Origin of the sequence: Brevibacterium sp. JSBI002 (genome assembly GCF_026013965.1) — a bacterium.
Lineage (GTDB): Bacteria > Actinomycetota > Actinomycetes > Actinomycetales > Brevibacteriaceae > Brevibacterium.
This window is the reverse complement of the sequence record NZ_CP110341.1, coordinates 3,361,362-3,384,658: the sequence shown is the minus strand read 5'-3', so window position 1 is coordinate 3,384,658 and position 23,297 is coordinate 3,361,362. Positions and strand designations below refer to the sequence as shown.

Here is a 23,297-nt window from a genome sequence, read left to right as displayed (position 1 = left end):
GGGCGCCGCAAGCTCGACCGTGACACCGGCCGTCCTCGAACACGCGAAAGTAGAGTTGAAAACGATCACCAACGCCGCTGTCCGTCTTTCGACCCGATTGGAACCGAAATGAGTATCGTCGACTATGTGCGGATCCTGCGCAAGAACGCCGTTCTGCTGTCGGTGATGATTACAGTTGGCGGACTGTGCGCCGGAGCCGCGTTCCTCTTGCAGCCGCGTGAATACACGTCCCAGACCGAACTGTTCGTTTCGACGGTCGAAGCTGCGAATCCGGACCAGAAGCAGATCGCCTCCGCCTTCGTCCAAGAACGGCTGCGCACGTATGTCGACCTTGCGAACTCACGCAAAGTGCTCGAACCGGTCATTCGTGAGCTCAGCCTGGACTTCACTCCTGTGGAACTGGACGACAAAGTCTCGGCTTCGTCGGATCACGGGACCGTTCTGCTGACTGTCGACGCCACCGCCGCCTCGCCGGGCCAAGCAGCGCTGCTGTCCGAGTCGGTGGCGAACAATCTCACGAAGACGATCACCGACCTCGAATCCAGGCATGGCAAAGCCCAGTCGGGAATCAGGCTGGCGGTTGCCAATGACGCGATCGTACCGGTGTCCCCAGACGGACCTGCCTGGTGGCTGTACGTGACCATCGGCATGCTGCTCGGAGCCGCCCTCGGCATCGCCGGCGCATTGTTCCGGTCGGCTGTGGACTCGAAGATCCGCGAAATCTCCGGTATCCGAGAGATCACGAACGCGCCGATCCTCGGATCACTGCCGATGCACAGCGACTCCTCGTCCCGGACTGGACTGCCGGCGCTTCGCCAGGACACCCCATACGACGAGGCAATACGACGGCTGAGGACGAACCTGCGTTTCGTGCGGGTCGAGGACTCGAGCAACATCCTGGCTGTCACTTCGTCGATCCCATCAGAAGGAAAGACCTCTACCTGCATCGAACTTGCCGTATCTCTGGCTCAGTCCGGGCAGCGCGTTGCTCTCGTCGACGTCGATCTGCGTCAGCCGGCCGTTGCCGATCGACTCGGATTGGAGAACTCAGCCGGGCTGACGACGGCGCTGGTCGGGGCCGCCGACGTCCACGATCTGCTGCAACCCTGGGGTCAGGACGAACTCTATGTCCTCACCGCCGGAGACAGCGTCGCCAATCCTGTCGAACTCATCGAATCAAGGGCGATGGCCAAACTCATGGCAGTCTTGGGCAACGACTTCGACACTGTCCTCCTCGATTGCCCACCGGTGCTGCCGGTCACGGACGGTCTGCTTCTCGCGAAGTCCGCCGGACGGATCGTCCACGTCGTCGCAGTGAACCAAGCTTCCCGCAATGAACTCGACGAAGCTCTGCAGGATCTTTCCGTGGTCGACACGCCTCTCAGCCTCGTCGTCAACAAGGTTCCCCTCGGCCATGCCGACCTCAACGGATACACAGTGTCCTATACTTCGGCTCCGCAGGAACGAACGGCAGAGCCGCAGTTGGTGCCGTCCGGCGGCCGGTCGGGGCACGAGCATACGATTCTTGCGGAGCGAACAGCTTCAGGCAACTGGATGTCGGATCAGCTCGGCTCGGATTCCACGGCTCATATTCCCCGGAGGTGGCCCGTAACCGAACCAGGGTCAGGACGACAGCAAGACGCAACGGCCAACCAGCGCTCAGCGACGCTTGCGAGAAGACTCGGCAAACGAGCGAAGCGTCGGTCCGGACCTGAGCATCGGAGCTGAGTGCCGTGAGGAACTCGACTGCGTTGAGTAGCGAACCGACCCGGAGATCGCTTGACCGGGGCCGCATTGAGTTCAGGATCCTCGTCATCTGCACCGGCAACCTGTTCCGTTCGCCATTGGCTGCCGGACTTCTCCAGCAGGGATTCGACGAGGTGGCCCCCGGCCGATTCCGAGTCGATAGTGCCGGAACGGCCGGAGTGGAGGGAGCGCCAGTGACACATGACGTCGAGTCTTTGGCGGCGGAATGGGGTCTCGAACTCAGCGAGTTCAGGGCACGACGGCTGCAGAGCTCCGACATCATCCACGCCGATCTCGTCCTCGGCATGGATCGGTGGCACCGCAGCCAAGCCGTGACCCTCGAGCCCAGCGCACTCAAACGGTCCTTCACGCTGCGTGAGTTCGCGAGAATCATCCGCCCCCTCGCGGCTGCGTACGGAGCCACCTCGAGGCGGCGCTGGACAGAGTTGGTCGAGCGGGCTCAGCGATCACGCATGCCGCATGTCGACGGACCCGAGTGCGACGATGTCGTGGACCCCCATGACGACTGGTCGCGACTGAGCGAAACGATGATCGAACAGATGCTTCCAGGCGTGTTCGACATCGTCGACTGGGAGTTCCGAAGTACTGCGCAATCATCATCGAATTGAGGACCAACTCCGCCTGAGCCCGTCGGCTCTCTACCTCAGGAGTTGAATTCGAGCGAATGGTCGGCTCCACCCCGGTGCAGTGTGCTCGCGAAGTGAACAGCTTCCGAATTTCAGGCACCTAGCGGTGCACCGTCTGTGGACGGCTTGGTGTGAATCCTGTCGGGTCGAGGCTTCGAGCACAGGATCTCTCCGATCAGCCGGACCGCTGAACCGATGAGCACTGCGAGGCTGCCTGCGGCGACCGCCGGCATCCCGACCGACCCGGCGACACCCCCGCCACACAGTACCGCGATGATCGCTGCGGCACCGACGAAGAAGGTCGCCCAATATCGGTTGAGGACCAGCAGGTTCGCCGAAGCCAGGTAGGTCGGGAGTGTGCAGATGGCTGCCAGGGAAAGATAGAGCACGGAGACTCGACTGAGCTCGAAGTCAGCACCATAGACCGCAGACAGCAGCCAAGGACCGATGAACACGGCGAGAACGACGAATGGGGCGAGGGCGAGCAGCCCGATCGTACACAGCCTCTTGACCCTTGTGCGCAGGAAAAGTGCGCCGTCGGACTCATAGACGGCGCGAAAGCGCGGCAACACCACTGTCTCGATCGAGGCACCCACCAGATTTGCGAAGACCACCAGATAGGCAGCCGAGGCATAGCGACCGACATCTTCCGGCGAACCGAACCAGGCGACGACTGCCAAGGGGACATAGGACAGCAGGGAATAGACTGCCTGCATCATCGACATCGGGATGCCAGCGGAGACGAGTGCCCTGATCTCGTTGCTGACCGTGGTCCGAGACTTCACCTCGCTCGCCGTTTCAGGAGGGCGAGCAGAGGCGGTCCACATCGTGACCGCCGTTCCTCCGAACGAAACCGCTGCGGCTGCCCACAAGGCGGCGACCGGCGAACCGGTGGCAACGACGACTATGGTTACAGCAGCAACGCTGACAAGAGCCACGGTGATGAGAATGAGACCGAAGGCGAAGAGACGTTCGGTCTTCTGCAGCCGCGCGTAGAACAGGTCTCCGATCGAATCGCTGACCTTGATCAGCAGCAGAGGCCACGCGAGAGAACTGTCGATCTGATCCGGCCCCAATATGACCAGCCCGACGATGATGAGCACCGACAGCCCGACGGTCGACAATCGACAGCCAAGGTATATTCGCCAGCGAACCGTCCGCTGCAGTGTGACGAAGAGATTGCGCAATCCCAGCTGGGAGGCGATGAAGACGGGAGTCATCATCGCGATGAGGGTCGAATAGTGACCGACAGCAGTGGGTCCGCTCTGCAGGGCGAACAGCCAAACGATGTACCACTGCGCACCTGCGACGGCGATGTTTCCCACGGTGACGAGAAGGAAAGCCGAACGAGAGCTATTCACCTGCGGTATCCTCCTGCTTCCCGACGGTGCAAGACGGTGGTGTCCTTCGAATCGGCGGGTCCGAATTCCAGTATGGTGCCAGCCGGCTGTCGACCAGCCCATCGTGCAGACTCTTTGCGGGAGTATGCATGACGAGTGCGGCATTCCGTGCATTCGGCGCGGAGAACCGTAGCGACTCTCGAATCCCGTTAACAACTGTTCTGTTCTCACTAGGCTGAGTACGTGAGCACGACCCTGGACATCGAATATCGCTGCGATGTCGTCTCCTGCCGGTTCTCCGGCCCGATCGAAAATGACGTCTGATGAAAATCCCACAGCTCTTTCGCCTTCTCCGCCGTCACCTCATTATGCTCATCGTCATGCTGCTCGCCGGCGGAGCAGCCGGGTTCGGGGTCTATTCCCTTCTGCCGCCTTCCTACTCTGCGCGGACCGAACTGTTCGTGTCCGTGCCGACTTCGGGCGATCCGTACGAAATGCGCATGGCCTCCGACTTCATCAAGGAGAGGATTCAGACCTACGTGGGAATGGTCGGCACCGAATCCGTACTCGAGCCGGTGATCACCGACCTCGAGCTCAATACGACTCCGGGGGAGTTGGCCTCACAAGTAGAGGCGATCAGCGATCCGGAGACAGTGCTCATCACAGTCCAGGCCAGCGCCGGCGATGCTGATAGTGCCGCGCGACTGTCGACAGCGGTCTCCCGCAGTCTGACGGAGCGGATCAGCATGCTCGAGAATCCGGGGAAAACCGATTCATCGGCCATCGATCTCATAGAAGCGAACGAGGCTGTGTCGCCTCAGCGGCCTGACGGACTGCCGCGTTGGCTGTTCATTCCCATCGGTGCTCTGTTCGGCCTGGCGGCGGGAATCGCCATCGCGGTGATACGGGGAACTTACGACAACGTCGTACGAACGAAGACTGATCTGACGGCGGTCACCGAGGCACCTCTGTTGGCCGCTGTGCCGGAAGATCGCGAGATCATCTACCGCTCGAACAGAGATGAGCCCGCGATCGGAGGAGTCCGCGGTGAATCCATTCTGCGGCTGCGCACGAACCTCCGCTTCGCGCATGTCGACGAAGACAGTACGGTGCTCCTGGTCGCGTCTTCACGGCCGGGTGAGGGCAAGACGACGATCGGGATCGACCTGGCGGTCGCCAGTGCCCGCGCCGGACAGAGCGTCGTCATCGTCGACGCCGATCTGCGTCGACCGTCCGTGGCGCCACGTCTGGGGCTGGAGGGCGCGGCAGGGCTGACGACCGCCTTGGTCAGCGGACTCGGTCTCGATGAGCTGCTGCAGACATGGGGCGACGACGATCTGCACGTATTGGCTGCTGGTGAGATTCCGCCCAATCCCACCGAGCTGCTCGAAACGCGAGCGATGGCCGAACTCGTGGCCGAACTTGCAGGGAGATTCGACCTTGTCATCATTGACGGTCCACCGCTGCTGCCGGTGGCTGACGGTCTCGTCCTGTCCAAACTGGCCAGTCGGACGCTCCTCGTCGCCGCAGCCGGACAGGTCAAAGCGAGGACTGTCGCAGAGTCGGTGCGAGCACTCGATGAGTTGGAGGCTCCGATCGGGTTGGTGCTCAACCGAGTGCAGATGTCGAGTGCGGAAGTCGATCGGCACAGAACTTACGGAATCCGCGCCGTGGTACCGGATGAGCCGCAAGAGGCGGAATACTCGGATGATCGAGAACGATCGGCCGCCTCGGTGAGGACATCCGGGGAGGAAGCAGTCGGTACTGAGACCAGGCCCATGCCGTTGGTTCCCGACGAGGGCTTCTCCCGATCATGATCGCGATCTGGTTCGCCCTGACGACGGTCTGGGTGCTCATGTTGGTTTTCAGCTGGAGAATCCCGAAGCTGAGGCATTGGAGCAACGCGGTTCTTCCGCTGGTGTCCCTCGTGCTCATCAACACGATCGTCGCGGCAGTGAGCAACTACGAGATCTCCGATAAGGCGATCTACTCGATGGAGTTTCAGATCCTCAGCTTCGCCCCCGCTGATGAGATCTTCTACACCTACACTGCCGAAGGGCGCGAGCCGGCGTTCCTCATCCTCAGCTGGCTCATCGGCCTGTTCACTCACGACCCGAAGGTCTATTTCTTCGTCGTCGCACTGCTGGGGTCGACCATCATGGCTGCGGCGCTGCTGTGGCTGCTGCGATCTGCGTGGCAGGTCACGCTGGTGTACTACATCACCTTCTGCTTCGGCTTCTTCACCGGCTATTCGAGCTACCTTCTGCGGCAGGGGCTGTCATTGGCGTTCATCATTCTCGGGCTCGTCGCGCTGTGCCGGCGTACGCGACTGTGGAAGATGCTCGTGCTCTTGGCTGTTGCGTCTCTGTTCCACTGGTCGGCCATTCCTGCGGCGCTATTCATCCTCGGTGTCCGCCTCCTGCCGAAAGCACCGACTGCCTTCCTCATTGCAGTATGGACGCTGTTCTCGCTGCTGTACCTGTCGGGGCTGAACGCGACCTTGTTGGCGCCGTTCGCATCGTCGTCCGAAGAACTCGAGACCTATACCGACCCGGCAAACGCCGATCTCTACACAGGTGGTACGAACCGATTGGACTTCTGGATCCTCGGTTTCTGTGTCGTTGTATTCGGCTATGTCGTATTGCGCAAGTTCGACAATCTGCCCGAGTGGTATGGTCAGCTGTTCCACGCCTTCGTCCTGCTCAACACGTACTATCTGGCTCTGGGGTTCGTCTACTACAGCGACAGAGTGGCGGCATATTCTTGGTCGATCGTTCCACTGGTCCTGGTAGTGCCGGCACTCTCCCTCACAGGGTGGAAGCAGGGGTGGAGCAGCGTGGCGCTCATGGCCGGCTTCCTTGGTTGGAGCGAGTACATCGGCCTCATGGACAACATGCTCAAGGCCTGAAGCACTCTAGGAGAGAGCGCGAGCCTCGGCCCGACCGGGACAAGCCTGGCGGCGTCGTGGCTCAGGTGCCGTGGCTGGGGCCGTCCGTGCCGTGGCTCAGGCCGACCGCACTGCGGCTCGCCTCCGGAGTCCCTGCGCAGCCAACAGCCACGTGAGGGCGAACAGCGAACGGTGGCCGACGAGGTTGTAGGCGGTCCCGAAGGTCTGTTGCACCGTTCCCAAACCGCCGACGCTCACATGCGGCGCCGAATCTCGATACCCTCGGGCAGTCGACAGCTTCTTCCGCAGGGTGAATGGGCACTCCAGATGATGGAGGTCCCTGGTCGAGGACACCGCGTTCTTGGCCCTGATGTAGCCGGCCGCGGCCCGCAGCCTGGTCGAACCCAGTTCGGAGGCGAATTCCTGGAGCGCATCGTTGACGCCCATCAGCTCTTCGTGTTTGCCGGGGTGGAACTGTCGAGTCACCGATGCCGAGTTGTCCCGGCGGTAGTAGTACCCGAGCAGAGGCAGATGGACCGCGGAGACTGCCCCGCGAGCGACCGCGAGGTTGAACAGCAGATCCTCGCCCAGGCTGATCCCGACGGGAAAACGCGCGCCGGACCGCATGAGGGTCCGACGGCGGTAGGCCTTGTTCCAGACGGTGTTGAGTGATTCGTCGGCGATCCGCGGGACCAGATAGTCGGGATCGAGCACTCGCTGGGGGCGGCTGCTCCGGACCCTCTCGCTCGCGCACATATGCCGGGGAACCAGCGCCCGATCGCGCGCCTCGGCGAGGTCGAGCGGGTCGCCGGTGGTCTCGAACGTGACCACATCGACTCCTGAACAGTCGACGCCGGCGACGGCGGTGAGCAGACAGGTGCTGAGCATCTCGTCATCGGCATCGACGAACATGACCCATTCGCCGCGGGCGACGTCGAGAGCGGCATTGCGCGCCCTCGACGCCCCGCCGTGGTCGGCGAGAAGACGCACCACGCGGTCGTCTGCCATGGCGAAACCCTCGATGATCGCCGGTGTGGAATCGGTGGAGCCGTCATCGACGACGATGAGTTCGAGTTCCCCATGGCACTGACTGAGCACCGATCGCAGGCAGTCCGCGAGGTAGCGCTGTCCGTTGTAGACGGGAACGACGACCGAGATCAGCTCATTCGACATGATGTTGCCTCTCCCCCCGCCGGTGAGTCAGCTCCGTTCCCGACGAGGGACGGCAGGAACCGAAGAATCCCATCGGCCGCATGCGAGTAGTCGAGGGCGCCGCGATCGAAGGAGATCGGCTCCAGCAGCCGACCTGACGTCCAATCAGCGCAGATGCGGGCGGCCAGCGCCTCGGTGTCGCCATCGGCGGTCAGACGTGCCAGCGGAATATCGCGCACCCCTTTGACATCGAAGGCATAGCTGGGACATCCCATCGCCAGACTCTCCAGCATGACTCGGGGGAGCCCCTCCCATTGCGAGGTGTGCACCAAGGCATGGCTGCGCTCGAGAGCGGCCGCGGCATCGCCGGTCCCGTTCGCGGTGACGATTCCGGACAGGCCCCGACTCTCGATCTCTGCGCGGATCTCGGGGCGGAACTCGCCGTCTCCGAGCATCTCCAGGCGGAAGGTCAGACCGGTGCTGTGCAGGTGCGCAGCGATGTCGAGGGCCAGGTGGGGGCGTTTCCGGTCGGAGAACTCCCCGATCCAGCAGAGCCGGAGAGGGCCTTCCGGCAACGGCCTCACCGGATAGTCGAGCAGATCGAGGCCGACTCCTGTCGACAGGTGCAGTTGCGGACGGCCGGCGAATCGGGCGGCGAACCAGCGCTGATCGTCGGAGTTCAACGAGATGATGCCGTCTGTGCGCGGCAGCAGAGCGCGTTCGATGAGCGGCCAGACCCGATCTCCGATCGAGCGAGTCTCATTCCAATGGAGACCGTGGCAGAAGTAGACGACCGGGGCAGTTCCGCCGGCCAGTCTCACCAGCGCCGAGGCGGTCGCCGAGTTTGTGACGATGACGTCGAGACTCTCACGCTTCGACCACTGACTCAGTCCGGACAGCGCTCTGAGCATGCGCAGATCGGGACGGCGGGAGAGCCCGGGGATCACCGTCGCCCGAGCCGCGTCCATCGGCGTTCCCGCTGCGAAGCTGACATCATGGCCGTGCGAGCGCCATGACTCCGCGATCTCGATGAAGAACGAGTCCAACATCCCACCTGTGCTGGCCAACAGTCCGATTCTCACTTTGTGCCCCATTCTTGAGTCTGCGCGCTGGTCGACATCCGCAGCGATCGACCTTCTCAGACTATGAGGCGCAAGCCGCGGATCGCTGTCGAGGCGGTGCGGAGTACGGACTCCCGCAGACGCGATGCGGTTCACCGTCACAACCCGACTGCAGAGGCATCTGCACGGCTCTGAACTGCGGTGATGGCCCCATCGTCTGCGAACTTCGGGAACGCCCCGAGCGGCTGAGTATCGGGTACCAGTGATGACCCGAACGTGACAGAGTAGTGACACGAAGCTGTCCGGAGCCTACCCCCTAGTGACCGAGTTTCCGGTGGGGAACTCTGGGCTTCGTGAAAACTCTCAATGAACTCCCAGCGCCCCTGCCAGCTCCCGGCGAGCCTCAGCGCCGCCGGCTCTACTCCAGCTCTTTCGGGCTCGCCTGCATGGACGCGGCGGCCCTCATCGTGTCGTGGTTCCTCGTCGTCTCTCTCTTCGGGCGGGTCTGGGGAGGTGAGTTCTTCCTGCTTCTGCCGATGCTGATCATCGGTCAGCTGGTTCTCGGCTATCTGCTCTCGCTGTACCGGAACCGGTACCAGCTCGGTTCCGATCACGAGCTGCGCAATCAGGGAATGGTCGCAGCCATCCTCTTCACCGGCACTTCTCTGGCGGGTGTCGTGGCCGAATACCGCGAGGACATCCCCTGGCTGCTGCTGGCGCTTCTCTTCGCGCAGGCGATCATGGTCTTCGGCCGACAGCTCATCCGGGTGCTCAGGCAGCTGCGCCTCATTCCGGTCTCCGGGGAGCCGGTCGTCATCGTCGGCGCCGGAGACCTCGGGGCCTCCCTCGTCACGCAGATGATGGCCGATCCGCTCAGCCCGTACCGGCCCGTCGCGATCGTCGATGACGACCCCCGAAAGCTCCGACAGCTCATCCACGGCGTTCCCGTCCGAGGGTCGACCTCCTCTATCGCCGAGGTGGTCGCCGCCTCCGATGCCGCCGGTGTGATCGTCGGCATCTCCGAAGCTCCCGCACAGGTGTTCGCATCACTGGTGCAGCGTCTCGACTCGGAGCAGATCTGGGTCCGCGCCGTGCCTTCACCGCTGGACATGCTCTCTTCGGACGTCGGCATCTCCGACATCCGCGACCTCGACGTCACCGACCTCATCGGCAGACCGGCGGCCGAGCCGGAGAGCGAGCAGATCTCTCGGCTCGTCGAAGGACGCACCGTCCTGGTCACCGGTGCGGGCGGATCGATCGGTTCGGAACTGTGCCGGATCATCTCCCGGCACAACCCCAGTCGGCTGATCATGCTCGACCGTGATGAGTCCGAGCTGCACGCGCTGTGCATGAGCCTCGAGGGACGAGCTCTGATGGATTCTCCGGATCTCGTCCTCGCCGATATCCGCGACTTTCAGGCTCTCGACCGTGCATTCGCCGAACTCAAACCGGACATCGTCGTCCACGCGGCCGCTCTCAAACATCTGCCGATGCTCGAGAGCTACCCCGCCGAAGGGTGGAAGACCAATGTGCACGGTTCTCTCAACGTGCTGCGAGCAGCGCAGAAACACGGTGTGGGACGCTTCGTCAACATCTCCACGGACAAGGCCGCGAATCCCAGCAGCGAGCTGGGACGGTCGAAGTTCGTCGCTGAGCGATTCACTGCACACTTCGCTGCGGCAACCGGTCTTCCCTACGTCTCGGTGCGGTTCGGAAACGTCCTCGGCTCTCGCGGATCGGTGCTCATCTCGTTCACCGACCAGATCCGACGCGGCGGACCGCTGACCGTGACGCACCCCGATGTCACACGGTTCTTCATGACCATCCCCGAGGCATGCCTGCTGGTCCTGCGTGCCGCGGCTCTGGGCAGCAGCGGGCAGACTCAGGTGCTCGACATGGGCGAACCTGTGCGCATCGTCGATCTCGCGAAGCGGCTGATGGCGGTGACGGGACGAACCTGCCCGATCATCTACACAGGGCTGCGCGTCGGGGAGAAGCTGAACGAAGAGCTCTTCTCCCCGGAAGAGCTCGACCGCACCTCGACGAACGGAGTGTCGTGGACCGTCGACGTGCCTCCGCTGGATCCTGATTCGGTGCCTGAACCGGCAGCCTCGCTCGAGGACATCCGAAGCTGCTACCTCAGCACGGTCGACGCCGCGGAAGCACCGTCGGCGGCTGCGGCCGTCGGGCCGGTGGACGGCCCCGGCGTCGACGCACCGGCATCGACGGTCACGGACTCCGGGGAGCTGCCCGTCATCGACGTCGATCACGGCACTCAGACCCTCGGGCTGAGCGCTCAGGGACGGGCGTGATGGAGATGCGGATTCCCCTCTGCCTGCCCTCCGTGGGCGTGCTGGAAGAACAGGCGATCGTCGCTGCACTGCGGTCGGGCTGGGTGGCCCCGGCCGGTCCCCAGCTCGACGAGTTCGAGTCGCGGCTGGCAGCTGTCACGGGCCGTAAGCATGCGGTGGCGGTGAGCTCCGGAACCGCGGCGCTGCACCTTGCGCTGCTCTCGCAGGGAATCGGAGCCGGCGACCGAGTGGCGGTTCCGACCCTCACCTTCGCCGCGACGGTCAACGCCGTGCACTATGTGGGCGCTGAACCGGTCTTCATCGACTGCGACGAGGCGGGGCTGATGGACACATCCGTCCTCGAAGTGGCCTGCTCTGAGGCGCTGTCCTCGGAACGACCGATCCGGGCGGTGCTTCCTGTCGACCTCTACGGCACTCCGGCCGACTATCAGCGGATCGTGCGCATCGCCGAGACATACGGCGCCGTCGTCGTCTCCGACGCTGCCGAGTCGTTGGGAGCCGGAACCTGCGAGTCCCCCGCCGGATCGTTCGGGGCCGTTGCGGCGCTGTCCTTCAACGGCAACAAGATCATCACGACGTCGTCCGGCGGAGCGGTTCTGTGCTCAGACCTGGAGACCGCGGAACGGGTCCGCTACCTCTCTACACAGGCGAGGCAGCCGGTGCTCCACTATGAGCACACCGAGGTGGGGTACAACTACCGCCTGTCCAACCTCCTCGCGGCTGTGGGCATCGCACAGCTCGACCGGCTCGGGGCGATCGTTTCGAAGAAGCGCGAACACCACCAGGGATATGCTCGAGCGCTGGCTCACGTGGCCGGCCTGGACCTGCTCACTCCTGCTGACGGCAACTGCTGGATGAGTGTCCTCATCGTCGGCCCGGATTCGGGCACGGATGCGTGGACCCTGGGAGAGAGTCTGCTGCAGCGCGGAATCGAAACACGTCCGGTGTTCAAGCCGATGCATCTGCAGCCTGTCCACGCCGGCTGCGATCTGCGCTATATCACCGGACGCGCCGAAGCGCTGTATCGCACCGGTCTGGCGCTGCCCTCGAGCACAGATCTGACCACGGACGACAGGAACACGGTCGCGGCGGAGATCGCGGCCGCCATCGGAGAGGCGGTCACGGTATGAGGAAGCGGACTGCTGTCCTGTGCGCGGGGATCACAGTCGTCGCACTGCTCGTCTTCGGCGCCGGAGTCGGTGCCTACAACGGGTACCTGGCGATGGCCTGGGACAGGGGCGTGACGACGATCGACGATCCCGATCTGGTCGAGCAGCTGGCCTCACGGGCCGAAGCTCCGACGTCCGGAAGCTCCTCACCCGTCGACATACTCCTCTTCGGCACGGTGGACCCGCAGACCGAGGCGGGAGCGGCGGGTGCCGACGAGATCGACTCCGATCTCATCATGCTCGCCCACATCCCCGCCGATCGCAGCGGAGTCCAGCTCGTCTCGATTCCGAATGACACCTCGGTGAGTGTGCCGGGAAGCGGCCGCGACACGATCGGAGCCGCAGTCTCTCTCGGCCTGCCGATGGGAGTGCGAGCCGTGTCGAATCTCCTCGGAACCGAAATCGACCATGTGGTGCTCATCGATCTGGCCATGCTCGACACCATGGTGGACCTCCTCGGCGGGGTCGAGGTCGAGTCGACGGCGGCGTTCGAATCCGAGGGGCACGCCTTCACCTCGGGGCTGAACCTGCTCGACAGCTCCTCCGCTCTCGCCTTCTTCAGCGGACACGGTGCGTTCCCGGACGGGACGCTGCAGCGGATCCACAACCGCCAGGAATTCATTCGTGCCGCCGGTTCTCAACTGGTGTCGACGGGCCACCTGTCCGACCCCCTGAAACTGTCGGCAGCCGTCAGAGAGCTCAGTCCGTATCTGAGCGTGGATTCGGGATTCGACGCCAGCACGCTGGTGAAGTTCGGCTCGCAGCTGGGGGCGATCGGTGAGGACGATATCGACTTCATCACCCTGCCTGCTGCAGACGACGACAGCTCAGGCGACGATTCCACGGGCGGCGACCATGGTCAGCTGCGTGCGGACGGATATGACCTGGAGGAGTTGAAACGATCGATCGCTGACGATTCCGTCGACGACTTCGCCGCCGAAGCGACGGTGCGACGCCGATGATCGACCAAGCCGCACGGCGTCTGACCGCAGCCCAGCTGCAGGATCAGTTCGATCTCGCGGAGGACGAGGCTGCGGCGCTGCAGTCCGCCAGCGGCGGCTGGGTGTCGTTCGCCAGAGCGGCTGTCGATGCCGTCGAGTCAAGTGGCCGGGCTCTGAGCGAACTCGTGAGCTCCGCAGCTCTGGCAGATTTCGTCGTAGCGCACTCGGACGAGTTCTCACTGTCGCTCTCACCCGCGGATCAGCGTGCGCTCGGGGTGCTGTCGCTGCTCGACGGATTCGACGACGATATGGCCGCGGTCGCTCTGGAGGTGGCCTTCGAGCAGTGGCCGGAGCACCTGCGGGCCGATGTTCCCACGGTGCTCCTGCGCCTGCAGATCTCCGGGGCTGTGACCTCCGGTGCTGCGGGAACTCCGTGGCACGTGCCAGTCCTCGTCGCGGCCTGGGCCCGCAGAGCGCTTGCCGAGAGCACGCCGAACGGCGAGAGCGCGACAGCGGAGAGCGCTCTGGCCGAGTCTCTCACCGCACAAGTGGAGCTGGTGGGGACTCCGGACGCTCTGCTGCTGGACAATGCGCTTGTCCTGGCGCGCAGAACACGCCGCTGGAGGCTGCTCGATCGGATATTCCTCACCTGCGGATACCCGCTCTTCTACCTCTTTCCCCGGTCCGGCATTGCGACATTCGCCCGTCTGCCGGCATCGGCGCTGCGCGCTGTTCCGGAACTCGAAGAGATCACGACGGTGGCGACCATCGTTCAAGAGACCTTGCTCAGCTTCGGTCCCGGGGAGGGCAGCCCGGACTCTGCCCGCATCTGCGTGGCTCGACTCACCGCCCCAGGGGCATCACACACCGAATACGCGGTCCAGCCGGATCAAGGTGACTCGGAGGACGAGTCCCAACCCATCGAGGAGATCGGAACTTCCATGAGATTCCATACAGTGATGAACGAAATGGCACGACTCGGCGGCGCGGGCGAGCATCGCACCGCAGCCGAATCGGGTGCCTCCTGGATCGCCGGGGGAGTGGCTCGGCGATCCCACCGAGTCGTCCGTCTGCAGGCATCGATCCACAGTGTGCTGGCCGAGGAACCCGGTCGTGCGCTGGCACTGCTGCGGTCGATCGAGGACGAGGTGAAGGCGGAGGCGGCGCCGGGAGACTTCCTGCCGCCGGCCGTCATCGCGTGGTCGGCACTGGCATCGTATCTCGCGGGAGACCAAGAGCGTGCCGATGCCGAACTCGCTGAATTCGCACTGTTCGACGACCCGCCGTTCGTGCAGGAGCAGACCTTCCGGCCGGCAGCCCTCGTCGTCCAGGCCTACCGCAGTCTCGACGCCCTGAACCTGGCGGACGTCGAAGCCGTGGTGCGTCGGATGCGCGACTATCCGGACATGGGCGAGCTGTGGTACCACGTGCCGATCATCGAGCGGAAGCTCTTTCAGCTGACCGCGACCACGCGCTCGGCCCTGCTGAGGTCGGAAGAGTCCATCGAGGTGCACGCTCACCGGGCAGCAGCGACCGACAGACGGATCGAGTCGCTGGCCGCCTCACGCATCGGCATGCTCATCAGCCTCGGACAGCTGCACCGGGCAGAGTCTCTGCTGGAGTCGATCACCGGACCCTACGGCATCGGGCAGGTGCTCCAGGCCCGCGGCGAACTGGCCGCAGGACGCAATGGCGCGGCTGTAAGGATCGCCGAGGCACAGTACTACGAGAACCACATCTGCACTCGGGACAGAGCCGAGCTCACGGGCATCAAGGCCGCGGCGCTGCTGCGCCTCGGCGACAGAGAGGAAGCGCTGAACTCCTTCGCGGAGCTGCTGGAGCTCTCGGTGCTTGTGGGGTCGCTGCTGCCGGTGGTGCAGATGCCCATCATCGAACGACGTGAACTCCTCCGCGCCAGTGCGGACCGCCTGGTGTGGCAGAAGATCACGCGGATCGCCTCACCGGTGAGCGGCGGCGACCTCAGCAGCGGGGGCACGCCGGAATCCCTCATCGCGCGGTTGGGCGAGCTCGGTGCAGCCGTTGCCGGTGTCGTGGACTTCCCGACGCTCGGCCACCGCGAGATGGTGCTGCTCGAAAGTCTCGAACGCGGAGCCAGCGTTGCGGATATCGCCCGCGACCTCATGTTGGTTCAGGGCACGGTCAAGAACAATCTCTCGTCCCTCTACCGCAAGCTCGGAGTCAACAGCAGGGACGCGGCGGTCGCGCGTGCCCGGACTCTCGGCTATCTCGATGCCGGCGGTGCGTAGCCGAGGAACCAACTGCCGCCCGGCCGCTTCCCGACTGCCTACTGGCCGCTGCCAGGTCACTGTGCGGGGATCCGCATACGCGTCTCCGCTGTCTGTCGATCGAGCAGGTCCGCGACGAGCTCGTCGGCGACCTGGCCGGCCAAGGAGAGGATCCTGATCACGCTCTCGATGTGCCAGTACGCGGCGCGACCCTGAGTGTGACCGGCGATGAGCGGCCCGAGGACGAATACCCCCGAGGCGGCCCGGAACGACGAGTCCAGGACGAGACCGGTCCGTGAGGCGGAGGCGCGAACGAGGCCAGTACCGAGCATCTGTCGCAGCAGGGCGGATCGGGTGTCCGTCACCCGTTCGAACCCGGTCCCGTTGACGACGACCGCATAGTCCCTGTCAGGGGAGTTAGCCGAGGAGTCCGCCGCTCGAGTCGAGTCCGCGGGCAGATCCAACGTCACATGCACCCGGTCCGCCGCGATCCGCGCATCGCGGAAGCGTCCGGTGACGAAATCGATGGTGCCGTCATCGATGCCCTCGATGAGGAGGTCGAGAGAGTCGCCGCCTGCGCGGCGCAGGACGTCGTTGATGATCAGACCGTGTTCGGTGGCCATCGAGTACCGCTCGTAGTCGTCCATGTAGGCGAGAGAGGAACCGACTGCTCCGATGAGCGCGGCGATCGTCGAATTGACGTTGCCCTTGCGGATCGCGGCCTTGAGCTCCTCCGCGACCGTGCGGCTGAGCTCCTGTGCGCGCAGCGGCACACCTGCCTCGGCGGCGGCGAACAGTCGGTCGAGGTGCGGCGTCGACGCGGTCTCTCCCGGACGATCATGATGCCAGTAGTGCGGTCGTCCACGGGAACACAGGATGTGCAACCGAGCGACGGTGGCCCGCCGGAGACGGTGGGAGGCGAGGATGAACTCCAGGGCATCGGCGTTGCCGCCGACGAGGAGAATGTCTCGTTGGTCCTCCGGCAGGGATTCGAGCCGCGCCCAGGTCCGCTCGATCACATGCTCGAGGCTCGGTTCGTGGAGGTCGGCGATGATGCCCGCGTCCAGGGAGTCCCGCTCGAACACCGCACCGCGCTTCCCGCCCAGCACGGTGAGCTCCTTGACCGGAGGCGATCCGATCGCCAGGAGCAGGGAGTGCGCGTGCAGCTCGAATCCGGTCCCGCCGTCGCCGATGCGCTCACGCAGGCGGACCCCGCCCTCGGCAGGGTGCGTGATCTCGTCGATGTCTCCGTGGACGAAGTCGACCGAGGCGACATTGCGGGCCTTCGCTACGGCGTCGGCGACGAGCTCGGCAAGATGCTGACCATAGAGACGCCGGGGAAGGTAGAGGCCCTCCCAACGGCTGTGCCGGATGTCGTGCTCGTGCCGGAGGATCCAATCGATTTCGACAGCCTCGGCGAGAGGGGACGCGGGAGCATCGCCGGTCGCGGCCCACCGCAGCATTTCCTCTCGCCGATCCTCCAGCCAGTCGATGAAATCGCTGCGCTCGCGGTCGGGGAGAAAATGCTCGAGGTCCGAGATCAGCAGCGAGGAACGTCCCGAGCGGTGTCCGTAGGGCAGACCGGAGTGGAACTGCCGGTCACGCTCGATGACAGTGATGCGCATGGGCGCGAGCAGTGAAGTCTGTTTGTCGCACAGACGTGTGAGGATCTCGAGGAGACCGTGGGATCCGGACGCACCGGAGCCGAGGATCGCAATGTCTGTCTCGTACGGGACAGAGCTGCTCATCATGGGACGCCTCCTCAGCGGGGTGCGGTCGGCAGAGCCCATGCGACTGGGCACATGCCGGGGACTTCATGCGACGGGGGAGAAGCCGTCGACGACGGCCCGAGCACTTTTCAGCGTAGTTCTTCGCGGAGTCATTCCGGGTGACGAACCCATTTCGATTCTCCGCTCGGATCATGACTTCAGCCCGCGCGTGCACGTCAGCCTGCCCTCACGCCGCCATGAGGCCCCACCCCACGCTCACCTCACGCTGCGCTGACGCCGCACCCTCACGCCGTCACGAGGCCCCTTCTCCTGAATCCGATCATCCCCACCACGATGAGAACCGCAGTGATCCCCACGAACCACAGCACCGCCTCGGCGGACAGATCCTGCGCCGGATATTGGCCGATATGGGTGAACAGCGACAGGTCGAGCACGGCGTCGTCGAGTTTGAGCAGCTGGCCGAAGAGCGCGAGCACCGCCGAGGCGGCGAAGACGACCCAGCTCAAGCTCATCAGGCGCGGAGCGAGGCCATAGAGCAGGTACGCAAAACCGAGCAGGACCCACAGGGCGGGCGCCTGTGCGAGATGCCCGAGGACCGTCGGCCACAGCAGGGACCAGTCGTCCATCGACACCGCCGCGCCGAGACCCTCGCCGAACCCGGCCACGGCCATGAGCCAGGCCGCACCGAAGATCGTCACCACGGCCCATGAGGCCAACCAGCCGGTGCGGGACACCGCGGTCGCGAGCACGGGTTCCGTGTGGAACGCGGTCTCCTCGGCCCGCAGCCCACCCGCAGCGATGATCGCATAGGCGGCGACGATGATCGCGAAATAGAGGGCCATGTACCCGAGGTAGCCGTCGACGATGCCCGCACGACCGCCCATGATCGCAATGATCTCCGGCGGCATCGCTGCCGCATCGGCATCCATCGCTCCGGTGAATGAGCCGAACACCGCGCCCATGACGAGCATGCTCACCGACCACCACGCGAGGTTCGTCGACTGCAGCCGGAGCGCCAACCCCAGCGGAGTCGACAGCCCGGGCCGCGCATGTGCCCGCCCGAGGCGTTCGGCGACGATGCCCGCACCGAGGTCGCGCCGCGACTGCAGGAGCAGGGCAGCGACGACGAGGACCGCGAACAGGCCGGCCGAGTACAGCAGCGGCCACCACCGATCGAGCGTGAACGCCGCCGTCTGCTGCGACCACCCCAGGGGAGAGAGCCACGAAAGCCATGCGAGACCGCCCCCGGAGACATCGGACATATCGCCGATCCCGCGGAGGACGAAGCTGAGCCCGAGCACCGCACCGGCCATCGACGAGGCGGCCCTGGCGAAGGCGCTCAGCTGCACCGTCACGGCGGTGATCGCGGCGAAGACGCACCCCACGACGCCGACGCTGACCGCGAACAGCAGGGTCGACGTCAGCGGATCGGGTTCGGCCTGTGAGAACTGGAATGCCGCGACCATACCGACGCTGAGCAGGACGTTCATGATCACGGTGAGGATCAGGGCCGCGATGAGCTGAGTGTGGCGCCCGGTCGCTCCGGAGCGGATGAGCTCGGCCCGGCCCGTCTCCTCCTCGGCCCTGGTGTGCCGGGAGACCGTGAGGATCGACATCAGGGCCGCACCGATCATGAGGAAGACCCCGTACTTGCCGACGACGAACCGCGGCACCGTCATCGCATCGTCGCCGAATTCCGGCCCCGTGATGAGCACCATGACCGGGTTCTTCGCGAACACCGCCATCGCCTGCAGCGATTCCGCATCCATGACCACGGCGATCGCATTCGCGAAGTACGCAGTGAGCGCGGCCAGGGACAGCACCCAGATCGGCAGCCACAGGCGGTCCCGCCGCAGCATGAACCTCAGCAGATGGCCGAGCCCCGTGAGGTTCCCCGCGCCGAGGCGGCCGCCCCGTTCGCGGTCATGTGCACCGTGGTGACGCCCGGATCGCGGTGCGGCGGCAACTCCGCCGCGGATGGGATCGCTGTCGGGACGATCACCGTCCTCTGTGTGCGCAGCCAGCAGATTCATCGCTCATTCCTCCTTGCCGTAGTGGCGCAGCAGCAGCTGTTCGAGGGTCGGCGGGGTGGCCGTGAGCGACTCGACGTCATGCTCACCGAGCGCCCGCATGATACGTGGCAGCTGTGCCGTATCGGCGCTGAAGTGCAACCGCGAACCCTCGCGCACGAGATCGTGGACCCCTGACATCTCGGACAGGACGGGAACATCGTGTTCGAGCCCGACCGTGATCGTCGTCCGCGACAGGTGCCGCAGTTCGGTCAGGGTCCCGGTTTCGACGATGCGACCGGAGCGGATGATCGACACGCGATCTGCCAGGGCTTCGACCTGAGCGAGGATATGGCTCGAGAGCAGCACCGTGCGTCCGGCTTCCTTCGCTTCTCTGATGCAGTCCTGGAACACCGCCTCCATGAGCGGATCGAGCCCGGCGGTCGGTTCGTCGAGGAGGAGCAGCTCGACGTCGGAGGCGAGTGCTGCGATGAGCGCGACCTTCTGCCGGTTGCCCTTCGAATACGTTCGCCCCTTCTTCCTGGGATCGAGGTCGAACGCGTCGATGAGCTCATCGCGCCGGCGGGTGTCGACCCCGCCGCGCAGCCGGGCGAGCAGATCGATCGCCTCGCCCCCGGTCAGGCCCGGCCACAGCTCCACGTCTCCGGGAACGTAGGCCAGGCGCCGGTGCAGGGCCACCGCCTTCGACCAGGGGTCCTCGCCGAGGAGGCGCACCGTCCCGGCATCATGGCGGAGGATGCCGAGCAGGATCCGGATCGTCGTCGATTTTCCGGCACCGTTGGGGCCGAGGAAACCGTGGACCTCGCCGCGGCCGACCTCGAGGTCGAGGCCGTCGAGGGCGCGGACACGGCCGTAGGACTTCCCGACCTCGCGAAGGGAGAGCGCCGCCGAGGCGGCCCTGCCGGAGTCGTCGGTGCGGCGGGTGCGGGTCAGGGTGCTCATGGTTCCTCTTCTCCTGGTGCGGATTCTTCGGGTGCAGAGTCGTCGGCGATCGTCTCGAGGACACCGTGCTGGTAGAGATCGAGCAGGTGCGGGGCGAGTCGAGTCATCGTTGCGGTGGTGTCCGCGGTGCCGAGGTTGGCCCGCAGCCGCTGGTCGAGCAGAGACGGGGCGAGGGCCATGACCGCGATCGTCGCAGCCTGGCCGCGGGTGTCCTCGCTCTGCCGGAAGGTGTATCCGGCGAAGCCCTCGGTGATGTAGGACTCGACGAGGTTGACGTAATGGTCGAAATAGCGCTGACCGTGATCGCTGGGATCGAGCAGGGACTTGATGAGGTAGTCCAGGGCGGTGGTCATCTTCGGGTCGTCGAACATCATCTGCACGGCCATGGCCGCATAGCCGGCGTTCTTCGCCTTCGAATCCGTGATCGCCTCGAACACGTGGTCATCGCATGCGCTGCGCAGGCCCTCCTTGGAACCGAAATGGTGAATGACGAGGCCGGGGGACACCTCGGCAGCGGCGGCGACTGCCCGGATCGTCGTCTTCGTGAAACCGTGGCGGGCGAATTCCGCGACGGCTGCGGAGAGGATCTTCTCCGCGGTCTCCGGCGAGGAGTTGGGGGAGCGGCGCGAGGTGGAATCAGATGATGTTGAACGCATGTTTAATATTAAACGCGTGTTCAATGAAGGAAGTCAATGGATGCTTCCGAAAATCTGCCTCGTGCTCTAGACGTACAACCATCTGGTTGTATGATTGGGTGCATGAAAGCACTTCTCGACGATGAGGTCGATGCGCTTTTCCAGGCATTGGCCGACCGCACCCGGCGTGACATTGTGCGTCGGGTCGCAGGAGAGGGGCTTTCGGTGTCCGATCTGGCCGCCGACTACGACATGAGCTTCGCCGCGGTGCAGAAGCATGTCGCCGTTCTCGAACGTGTGGGACTGGTGACGAAGCGCCGAGTCGGCCGACGGCAGATCGCCCACGCAGAGGTGGGTCCGCTCCGCACCATCACGAGCTTGCTCACCGAACTCGAAGACCACTGGGTCGAACGAGTCCAGAGAATCGACGACCTTCTGGCCGAAGACGAGCCGGCCGGGTCGCGAGACTGACCATCACACGCTTTGACAAGCAGCCATGCCGGTCAACGACACATTTCATGACGAAGAGACACTGACGCTGACGATCGTCGCCGAATTCGCGGCATCGCCCCAGCGGGTGTGGGACATCTACGCCGATCCGCGCCAGCTCGAACAGATCTGGGGCCCTCCGACCTACTCGGCCACAGTCGTTGACCATTCACTCGAACCCGGCGGCAGAGTCACGTACTTCATGACGAGCCCGGAAGGGGAGAGATTCTGCGGACTGTGGGAAGTGACCGCCGTCGATCGTTTCACACGACTGGAGTTCCGCGACTACTTCGCCGATGAGGACTTCACCATCGTCGAATCGATGCCCGGCAGCAGCTGCGTCTACACCTTCGTGGCGACCGAAACCGGAACCCGAGCCACCTACGAATCGGTCTTCGATTCGGTCGAAGGACTGCGCACCGTCATAGAGATGGGCGTCGTCGAAGGTTCGACCGGTGCCATCAACCAGATCGACGATCTGCTCGTCGGCTAAGCCTCCGCGCGGCCTGCATGGAGTGCGCCGGGGCGTCGGGTCGGACGGGAATGATGAGCGCCAGGCCGACCGCCAGGACAATGAGAATGCCCAACGTCCCAGCCCTCTGGAAGCCGAAGAACTGGATCGCCAAGGCGAACATCGCAGGTCCCAGGAAACTCACGGCCCGTCCCGTCGTGGCATAGAGCCCGAAGTTCTCCCCTGCCGATTCCGACGGAGTGATGCGGGCCAGGAACGACCGACTCGAAGCCTGGACCGGACCGACACAGAAGCTGAGTATCAGGGCACAGGCCCCGAACACGGCCGCCTCGGCGCTGAAGAGGATCGGCAGCCCGCCGAGGATTATGACGATGAGACCCGCGATGATCACGGGTTTCGGCCCGAGCCGATCATCGAACCATCCGGCGATCATCGCACCCGATCCGGCGGCGACATTCGCGGCTACGCCGAGGATGATGATCTCCGAAGCGGAGAACCCGTAGCTGCCGGCCGCGAGCACACCGGCGAACGAGAAGATCGCAGCCAGACCATCCCGGAACACCGCCGAGGCGATGAAGAACCGCAGCGTCTGATGCTCCGCCGACCACATCCGAATCAGCCGGCGCACGAGCGCCGCGTAATCGGCGAAGAACGCCCGGATCGGGTGCCCGCCCGAGGTGCCCTTGACCTTCGCGCCCGGTGCGGAGACCACGGCCGGGATCGCGAAGATCGCAAACCACACCGCCGAGAGCACCGCGACGATGCGGAACCTCAGTCCCTCCTCGTCGCTGGCTCCGAGGAAGCCGACCTCGGGCTGGATGACGAGGACGAGGAGGATGACGAGCAGGACCAGCCCGCCGACGTAGCCCATGCCCCACCCGAATCCCGAGACCTTGCCGACGTTGTCGGGATTCGTGATGCGGACCATGATGCCGTTGTAGGACACCTCGGCGAACTCGAAGAACACGCTGCCCACAGCCAGGAGCAACAGACCCAGCCACAGGTACACGGGGGAATCGCGGACGAAAAACAGGCCGAACATCGTGAGCACGACGATTCCCGTGTGCACGCCCAGCCACAGGCGATGTCTGCCCCCGGCATCGGCACGGGTGCCGGCGGCCGGAGCGATGACGGCGATGACGAAACCGGCAGCGGCCATCGACCAGCCCAGCGCCGAGGATCCGGCCTCCTCGGTGGCGGCCACGGACTTCGTCAGATACGGGGCGAAGACGAAAGTGATGATCACGGCGTTGAAGGACGCCGACCCCCAATCCCATAGAGCCCAATTGAAAATGCGCAGGCGATTGCCCGAACCGGTGCCCGAACCGGGCGGAGTCAGCGTCGAGGCCATGAGGCCACTGTACTGAATGCCGCGGCCGAAAAAGGGCCGAGAACTGTTCCGCATCATCATTTCCACAAGGTTCATTTCTTGATCCCTGCAGCCTCGAAATCCCGCCGTGACCAGGGATATCACCCTGTTGTGGGGTTTCGGGCTGAA

18 protein-coding genes are annotated in these 23,297 nt (G+C 64.6%); 10 read left to right on the top strand and 8 right to left on the bottom strand.

The window, feature by feature from the left end:
• The first annotated feature begins 108 nt into the window (after nucleotides 1-108).
• Together LJ362_RS15320 and LJ362_RS15315 are read left to right on the top strand one after the other, a co-directional pair.
• A complete protein-coding gene (locus LJ362_RS15320; protein WP_264799886.1) occupies nucleotides 109-1,728 on the top strand; it encodes a polysaccharide biosynthesis tyrosine autokinase in 1,620 nt (539 codons plus the stop codon).
• 5 nt (nucleotides 1,729-1,733) lie between these two features.
• On the top strand, nucleotides 1,734-2,375 hold the full coding sequence (locus LJ362_RS15315; protein ID WP_264799885.1) for a hypothetical protein: 642 nt from the start codon (nucleotides 1,734-1,736) through the stop codon (nucleotides 2,373-2,375).
• Nucleotides 2,376-2,485: 110 nt separating this feature from the next.
• Here LJ362_RS15315 and LJ362_RS15310 read toward each other — a convergent pair whose 3' ends face one another.
• A complete protein-coding gene (locus LJ362_RS15310) occupies nucleotides 2,486-3,754 on the bottom strand; it encodes a lipopolysaccharide biosynthesis protein (RefSeq protein ID WP_264799884.1) in 1,269 nt (422 codons plus the stop codon).
• A 302-nt stretch (nucleotides 3,755-4,056) separates the two neighbouring features.
• Between LJ362_RS15310 and LJ362_RS15305 the strand changes: the two genes are divergently transcribed.
• Together LJ362_RS15305 and LJ362_RS15300 are read left to right on the top strand one after the other, a co-directional pair.
• Complete coding sequence (locus tag LJ362_RS15305) at nucleotides 4,057-5,550, top strand: polysaccharide biosynthesis tyrosine autokinase (RefSeq protein ID WP_264799883.1); 1,494 nt, start codon at nucleotides 4,057-4,059, stop codon at nucleotides 5,548-5,550.
• On the top strand, nucleotides 5,547-6,641 hold the full coding sequence (locus LJ362_RS15300) for an EpsG family protein (RefSeq protein ID WP_264799882.1): 1,095 nt from the start codon (nucleotides 5,547-5,549) through the stop codon (nucleotides 6,639-6,641). Before LJ362_RS15305 ends, LJ362_RS15300 begins: the two co-directional genes overlap by 4 nt.
• A 96-nt stretch (nucleotides 6,642-6,737) precedes the next feature.
• Here LJ362_RS15300 and LJ362_RS15295 read toward each other — a convergent pair whose 3' ends face one another.
• The gene (locus tag LJ362_RS15295) at nucleotides 6,738-7,793 is read right to left on the bottom strand and encodes a glycosyltransferase family 2 protein (protein ID WP_264799881.1); all 1,056 of its coding nucleotides are present in this window, start codon (nucleotides 7,791-7,793) and stop codon (nucleotides 6,738-6,740) included.
• The gene (locus tag LJ362_RS15290) at nucleotides 7,778-8,854 is read right to left on the bottom strand and encodes a glycosyltransferase (protein ID WP_264799880.1); all 1,077 of its coding nucleotides are present in this window, start codon (nucleotides 8,852-8,854) and stop codon (nucleotides 7,778-7,780) included. The genes LJ362_RS15295 and LJ362_RS15290 overlap by 16 nt, the downstream gene beginning before the upstream one ends.
• Before the next feature lie 332 nt (nucleotides 8,855-9,186).
• On the opposite strand from LJ362_RS15290, the gene LJ362_RS15285 reads away from it, so the two are divergent.
• Genes LJ362_RS15285 through LJ362_RS15270 form a run of 4 tightly spaced genes read left to right on the top strand, consistent with a single transcriptional unit; the run spans nucleotide 9,187 to nucleotide 15,522 of the window.
• Nucleotides 9,187-11,145 carry an SDR family NAD(P)-dependent oxidoreductase gene (locus LJ362_RS15285; RefSeq protein WP_264799879.1) on the top strand — a complete coding sequence of 653 codons (1,959 nt, stop codon included), beginning with the start codon at nucleotides 9,187-9,189 and terminating at the stop codon, nucleotides 11,143-11,145.
• Between the two features lie 5 nt (nucleotides 11,146-11,150).
• Nucleotides 11,151-12,275, top strand: a complete 1,125-nt coding sequence (locus tag LJ362_RS15280) for an aminotransferase class I/II-fold pyridoxal phosphate-dependent enzyme (RefSeq protein WP_264799878.1) — start codon at nucleotides 11,151-11,153, stop codon at nucleotides 12,273-12,275.
• Nucleotides 12,272-13,276, top strand: coding sequence for an LCP family protein (locus LJ362_RS15275; RefSeq protein WP_264799877.1), 1,005 nt, complete (start codon nucleotides 12,272-12,274; stop codon nucleotides 13,274-13,276). Before LJ362_RS15280 ends, LJ362_RS15275 begins: the two co-directional genes overlap by 4 nt.
• The gene (locus LJ362_RS15270) at nucleotides 13,273-15,522 is read left to right on the top strand and encodes a helix-turn-helix transcriptional regulator (RefSeq protein WP_264799876.1); all 2,250 of its coding nucleotides are present in this window, start codon (nucleotides 13,273-13,275) and stop codon (nucleotides 15,520-15,522) included. Before LJ362_RS15275 ends, LJ362_RS15270 begins: the two co-directional genes overlap by 4 nt.
• A 56-nt stretch (nucleotides 15,523-15,578) precedes the next feature.
• Here LJ362_RS15270 and LJ362_RS15265 read toward each other — a convergent pair whose 3' ends face one another.
• From LJ362_RS15265 to LJ362_RS15250, 4 genes are all read right to left on the bottom strand, one after another.
• The gene (locus tag LJ362_RS15265) at nucleotides 15,579-17,249 is read right to left on the bottom strand and encodes an FAD/NAD(P)-binding protein (protein WP_264799875.1); all 1,671 of its coding nucleotides are present in this window, start codon (nucleotides 17,247-17,249) and stop codon (nucleotides 15,579-15,581) included.
• A gap of 266 nt (nucleotides 17,250-17,515) precedes the next feature.
• A complete protein-coding gene (locus LJ362_RS15260; protein ID WP_264799874.1) occupies nucleotides 17,516-19,264 on the bottom strand; it encodes an ABC transporter permease in 1,749 nt (582 codons plus the stop codon).
• Nucleotides 19,265-19,267: 3 nt separating this feature from the next.
• Nucleotides 19,268-20,203, bottom strand: a complete 936-nt coding sequence (locus LJ362_RS15255; RefSeq protein WP_264799873.1) for an ABC transporter ATP-binding protein — start codon at nucleotides 20,201-20,203, stop codon at nucleotides 19,268-19,270.
• Complete coding sequence (locus LJ362_RS15250; RefSeq protein WP_264799871.1) at nucleotides 20,200-20,859, bottom strand: TetR/AcrR family transcriptional regulator; 660 nt, start codon at nucleotides 20,857-20,859, stop codon at nucleotides 20,200-20,202. The genes LJ362_RS15255 and LJ362_RS15250 overlap by 4 nt, the downstream gene beginning before the upstream one ends.
• 102 nt (nucleotides 20,860-20,961) lie before the next feature.
• On the opposite strand from LJ362_RS15250, the gene LJ362_RS15245 reads away from it, so the two are divergent.
• Together LJ362_RS15245 and LJ362_RS15240 are read left to right on the top strand one after the other, a co-directional pair.
• Nucleotides 20,962-21,309, top strand: a complete 348-nt coding sequence (locus LJ362_RS15245; protein WP_264799870.1) for an ArsR/SmtB family transcription factor — start codon at nucleotides 20,962-20,964, stop codon at nucleotides 21,307-21,309.
• Nucleotides 21,310-21,334: 25 nt separating this feature from the next.
• The gene (locus LJ362_RS15240; protein ID WP_264799869.1) at nucleotides 21,335-21,820 is read left to right on the top strand and encodes an SRPBCC family protein; all 486 of its coding nucleotides are present in this window, start codon (nucleotides 21,335-21,337) and stop codon (nucleotides 21,818-21,820) included.
• Here LJ362_RS15240 and LJ362_RS15235 read toward each other — a convergent pair.
• On the bottom strand, nucleotides 21,789-23,150 hold the full coding sequence (locus LJ362_RS15235; protein WP_264799868.1) for an MFS transporter: 1,362 nt from the start codon (nucleotides 23,148-23,150) through the stop codon (nucleotides 21,789-21,791). The genes LJ362_RS15240 and LJ362_RS15235 overlap by 32 nt on opposite strands.
• Nucleotides 23,151-23,297: the final 147 nt, after the last annotated feature.

Coding starts and splice junctions, on each gene's coding strand:
- LJ362_RS15320 (WP_264799886.1), top strand. CDS start 109: ATGAGTATCGTCGACTATGTGCGGATCCTGCGCAAGAACGCCGTTCTG.
- LJ362_RS15305 (WP_264799883.1), top strand. CDS start 4,057: ATGAAAATCCCACAGCTCTTTCGCCTTCTCCGCCGTCACCTCATTATG.
- LJ362_RS15300 (WP_264799882.1), top strand. CDS start 5,547: ATGATCGCGATCTGGTTCGCCCTGACGACGGTCTGGGTGCTCATGTTG.
- LJ362_RS15295 (WP_264799881.1), bottom strand. CDS start 7,793: ATGTCGAATGAGCTGATCTCGGTCGTCGTTCCCGTCTACAACGGACAG.
- LJ362_RS15280 (WP_264799878.1), top strand. CDS start 11,151: ATGCGGATTCCCCTCTGCCTGCCCTCCGTGGGCGTGCTGGAAGAACAG.
- LJ362_RS15275 (WP_264799877.1), top strand. CDS start 12,272: ATGAGGAAGCGGACTGCTGTCCTGTGCGCGGGGATCACAGTCGTCGCA.
- LJ362_RS15270 (WP_264799876.1), top strand. CDS start 13,273: ATGATCGACCAAGCCGCACGGCGTCTGACCGCAGCCCAGCTGCAGGAT.
- LJ362_RS15265 (WP_264799875.1), bottom strand. CDS start 17,249: ATGAGCAGCTCTGTCCCGTACGAGACAGACATTGCGATCCTCGGCTCC.
- LJ362_RS15260 (WP_264799874.1), bottom strand. CDS start 19,264: ATGAATCTGCTGGCTGCGCACACAGAGGACGGTGATCGTCCCGACAGC.
- LJ362_RS15255 (WP_264799873.1), bottom strand. CDS start 20,203: ATGAGCACCCTGACCCGCACCCGCCGCACCGACGACTCCGGCAGGGCC.
- LJ362_RS15250 (WP_264799871.1), bottom strand. CDS start 20,859: ATGCGTTCAACATCATCTGATTCCACCTCGCGCCGCTCCCCCAACTCC.
- LJ362_RS15245 (WP_264799870.1), top strand. CDS start 20,962: ATGAAAGCACTTCTCGACGATGAGGTCGATGCGCTTTTCCAGGCATTG.
- LJ362_RS15240 (WP_264799869.1), top strand. CDS start 21,335: ATGCCGGTCAACGACACATTTCATGACGAAGAGACACTGACGCTGACG.
- LJ362_RS15235 (WP_264799868.1), bottom strand. CDS start 23,150: ATGGCCTCGACGCTGACTCCGCCCGGTTCGGGCACCGGTTCGGGCAAT.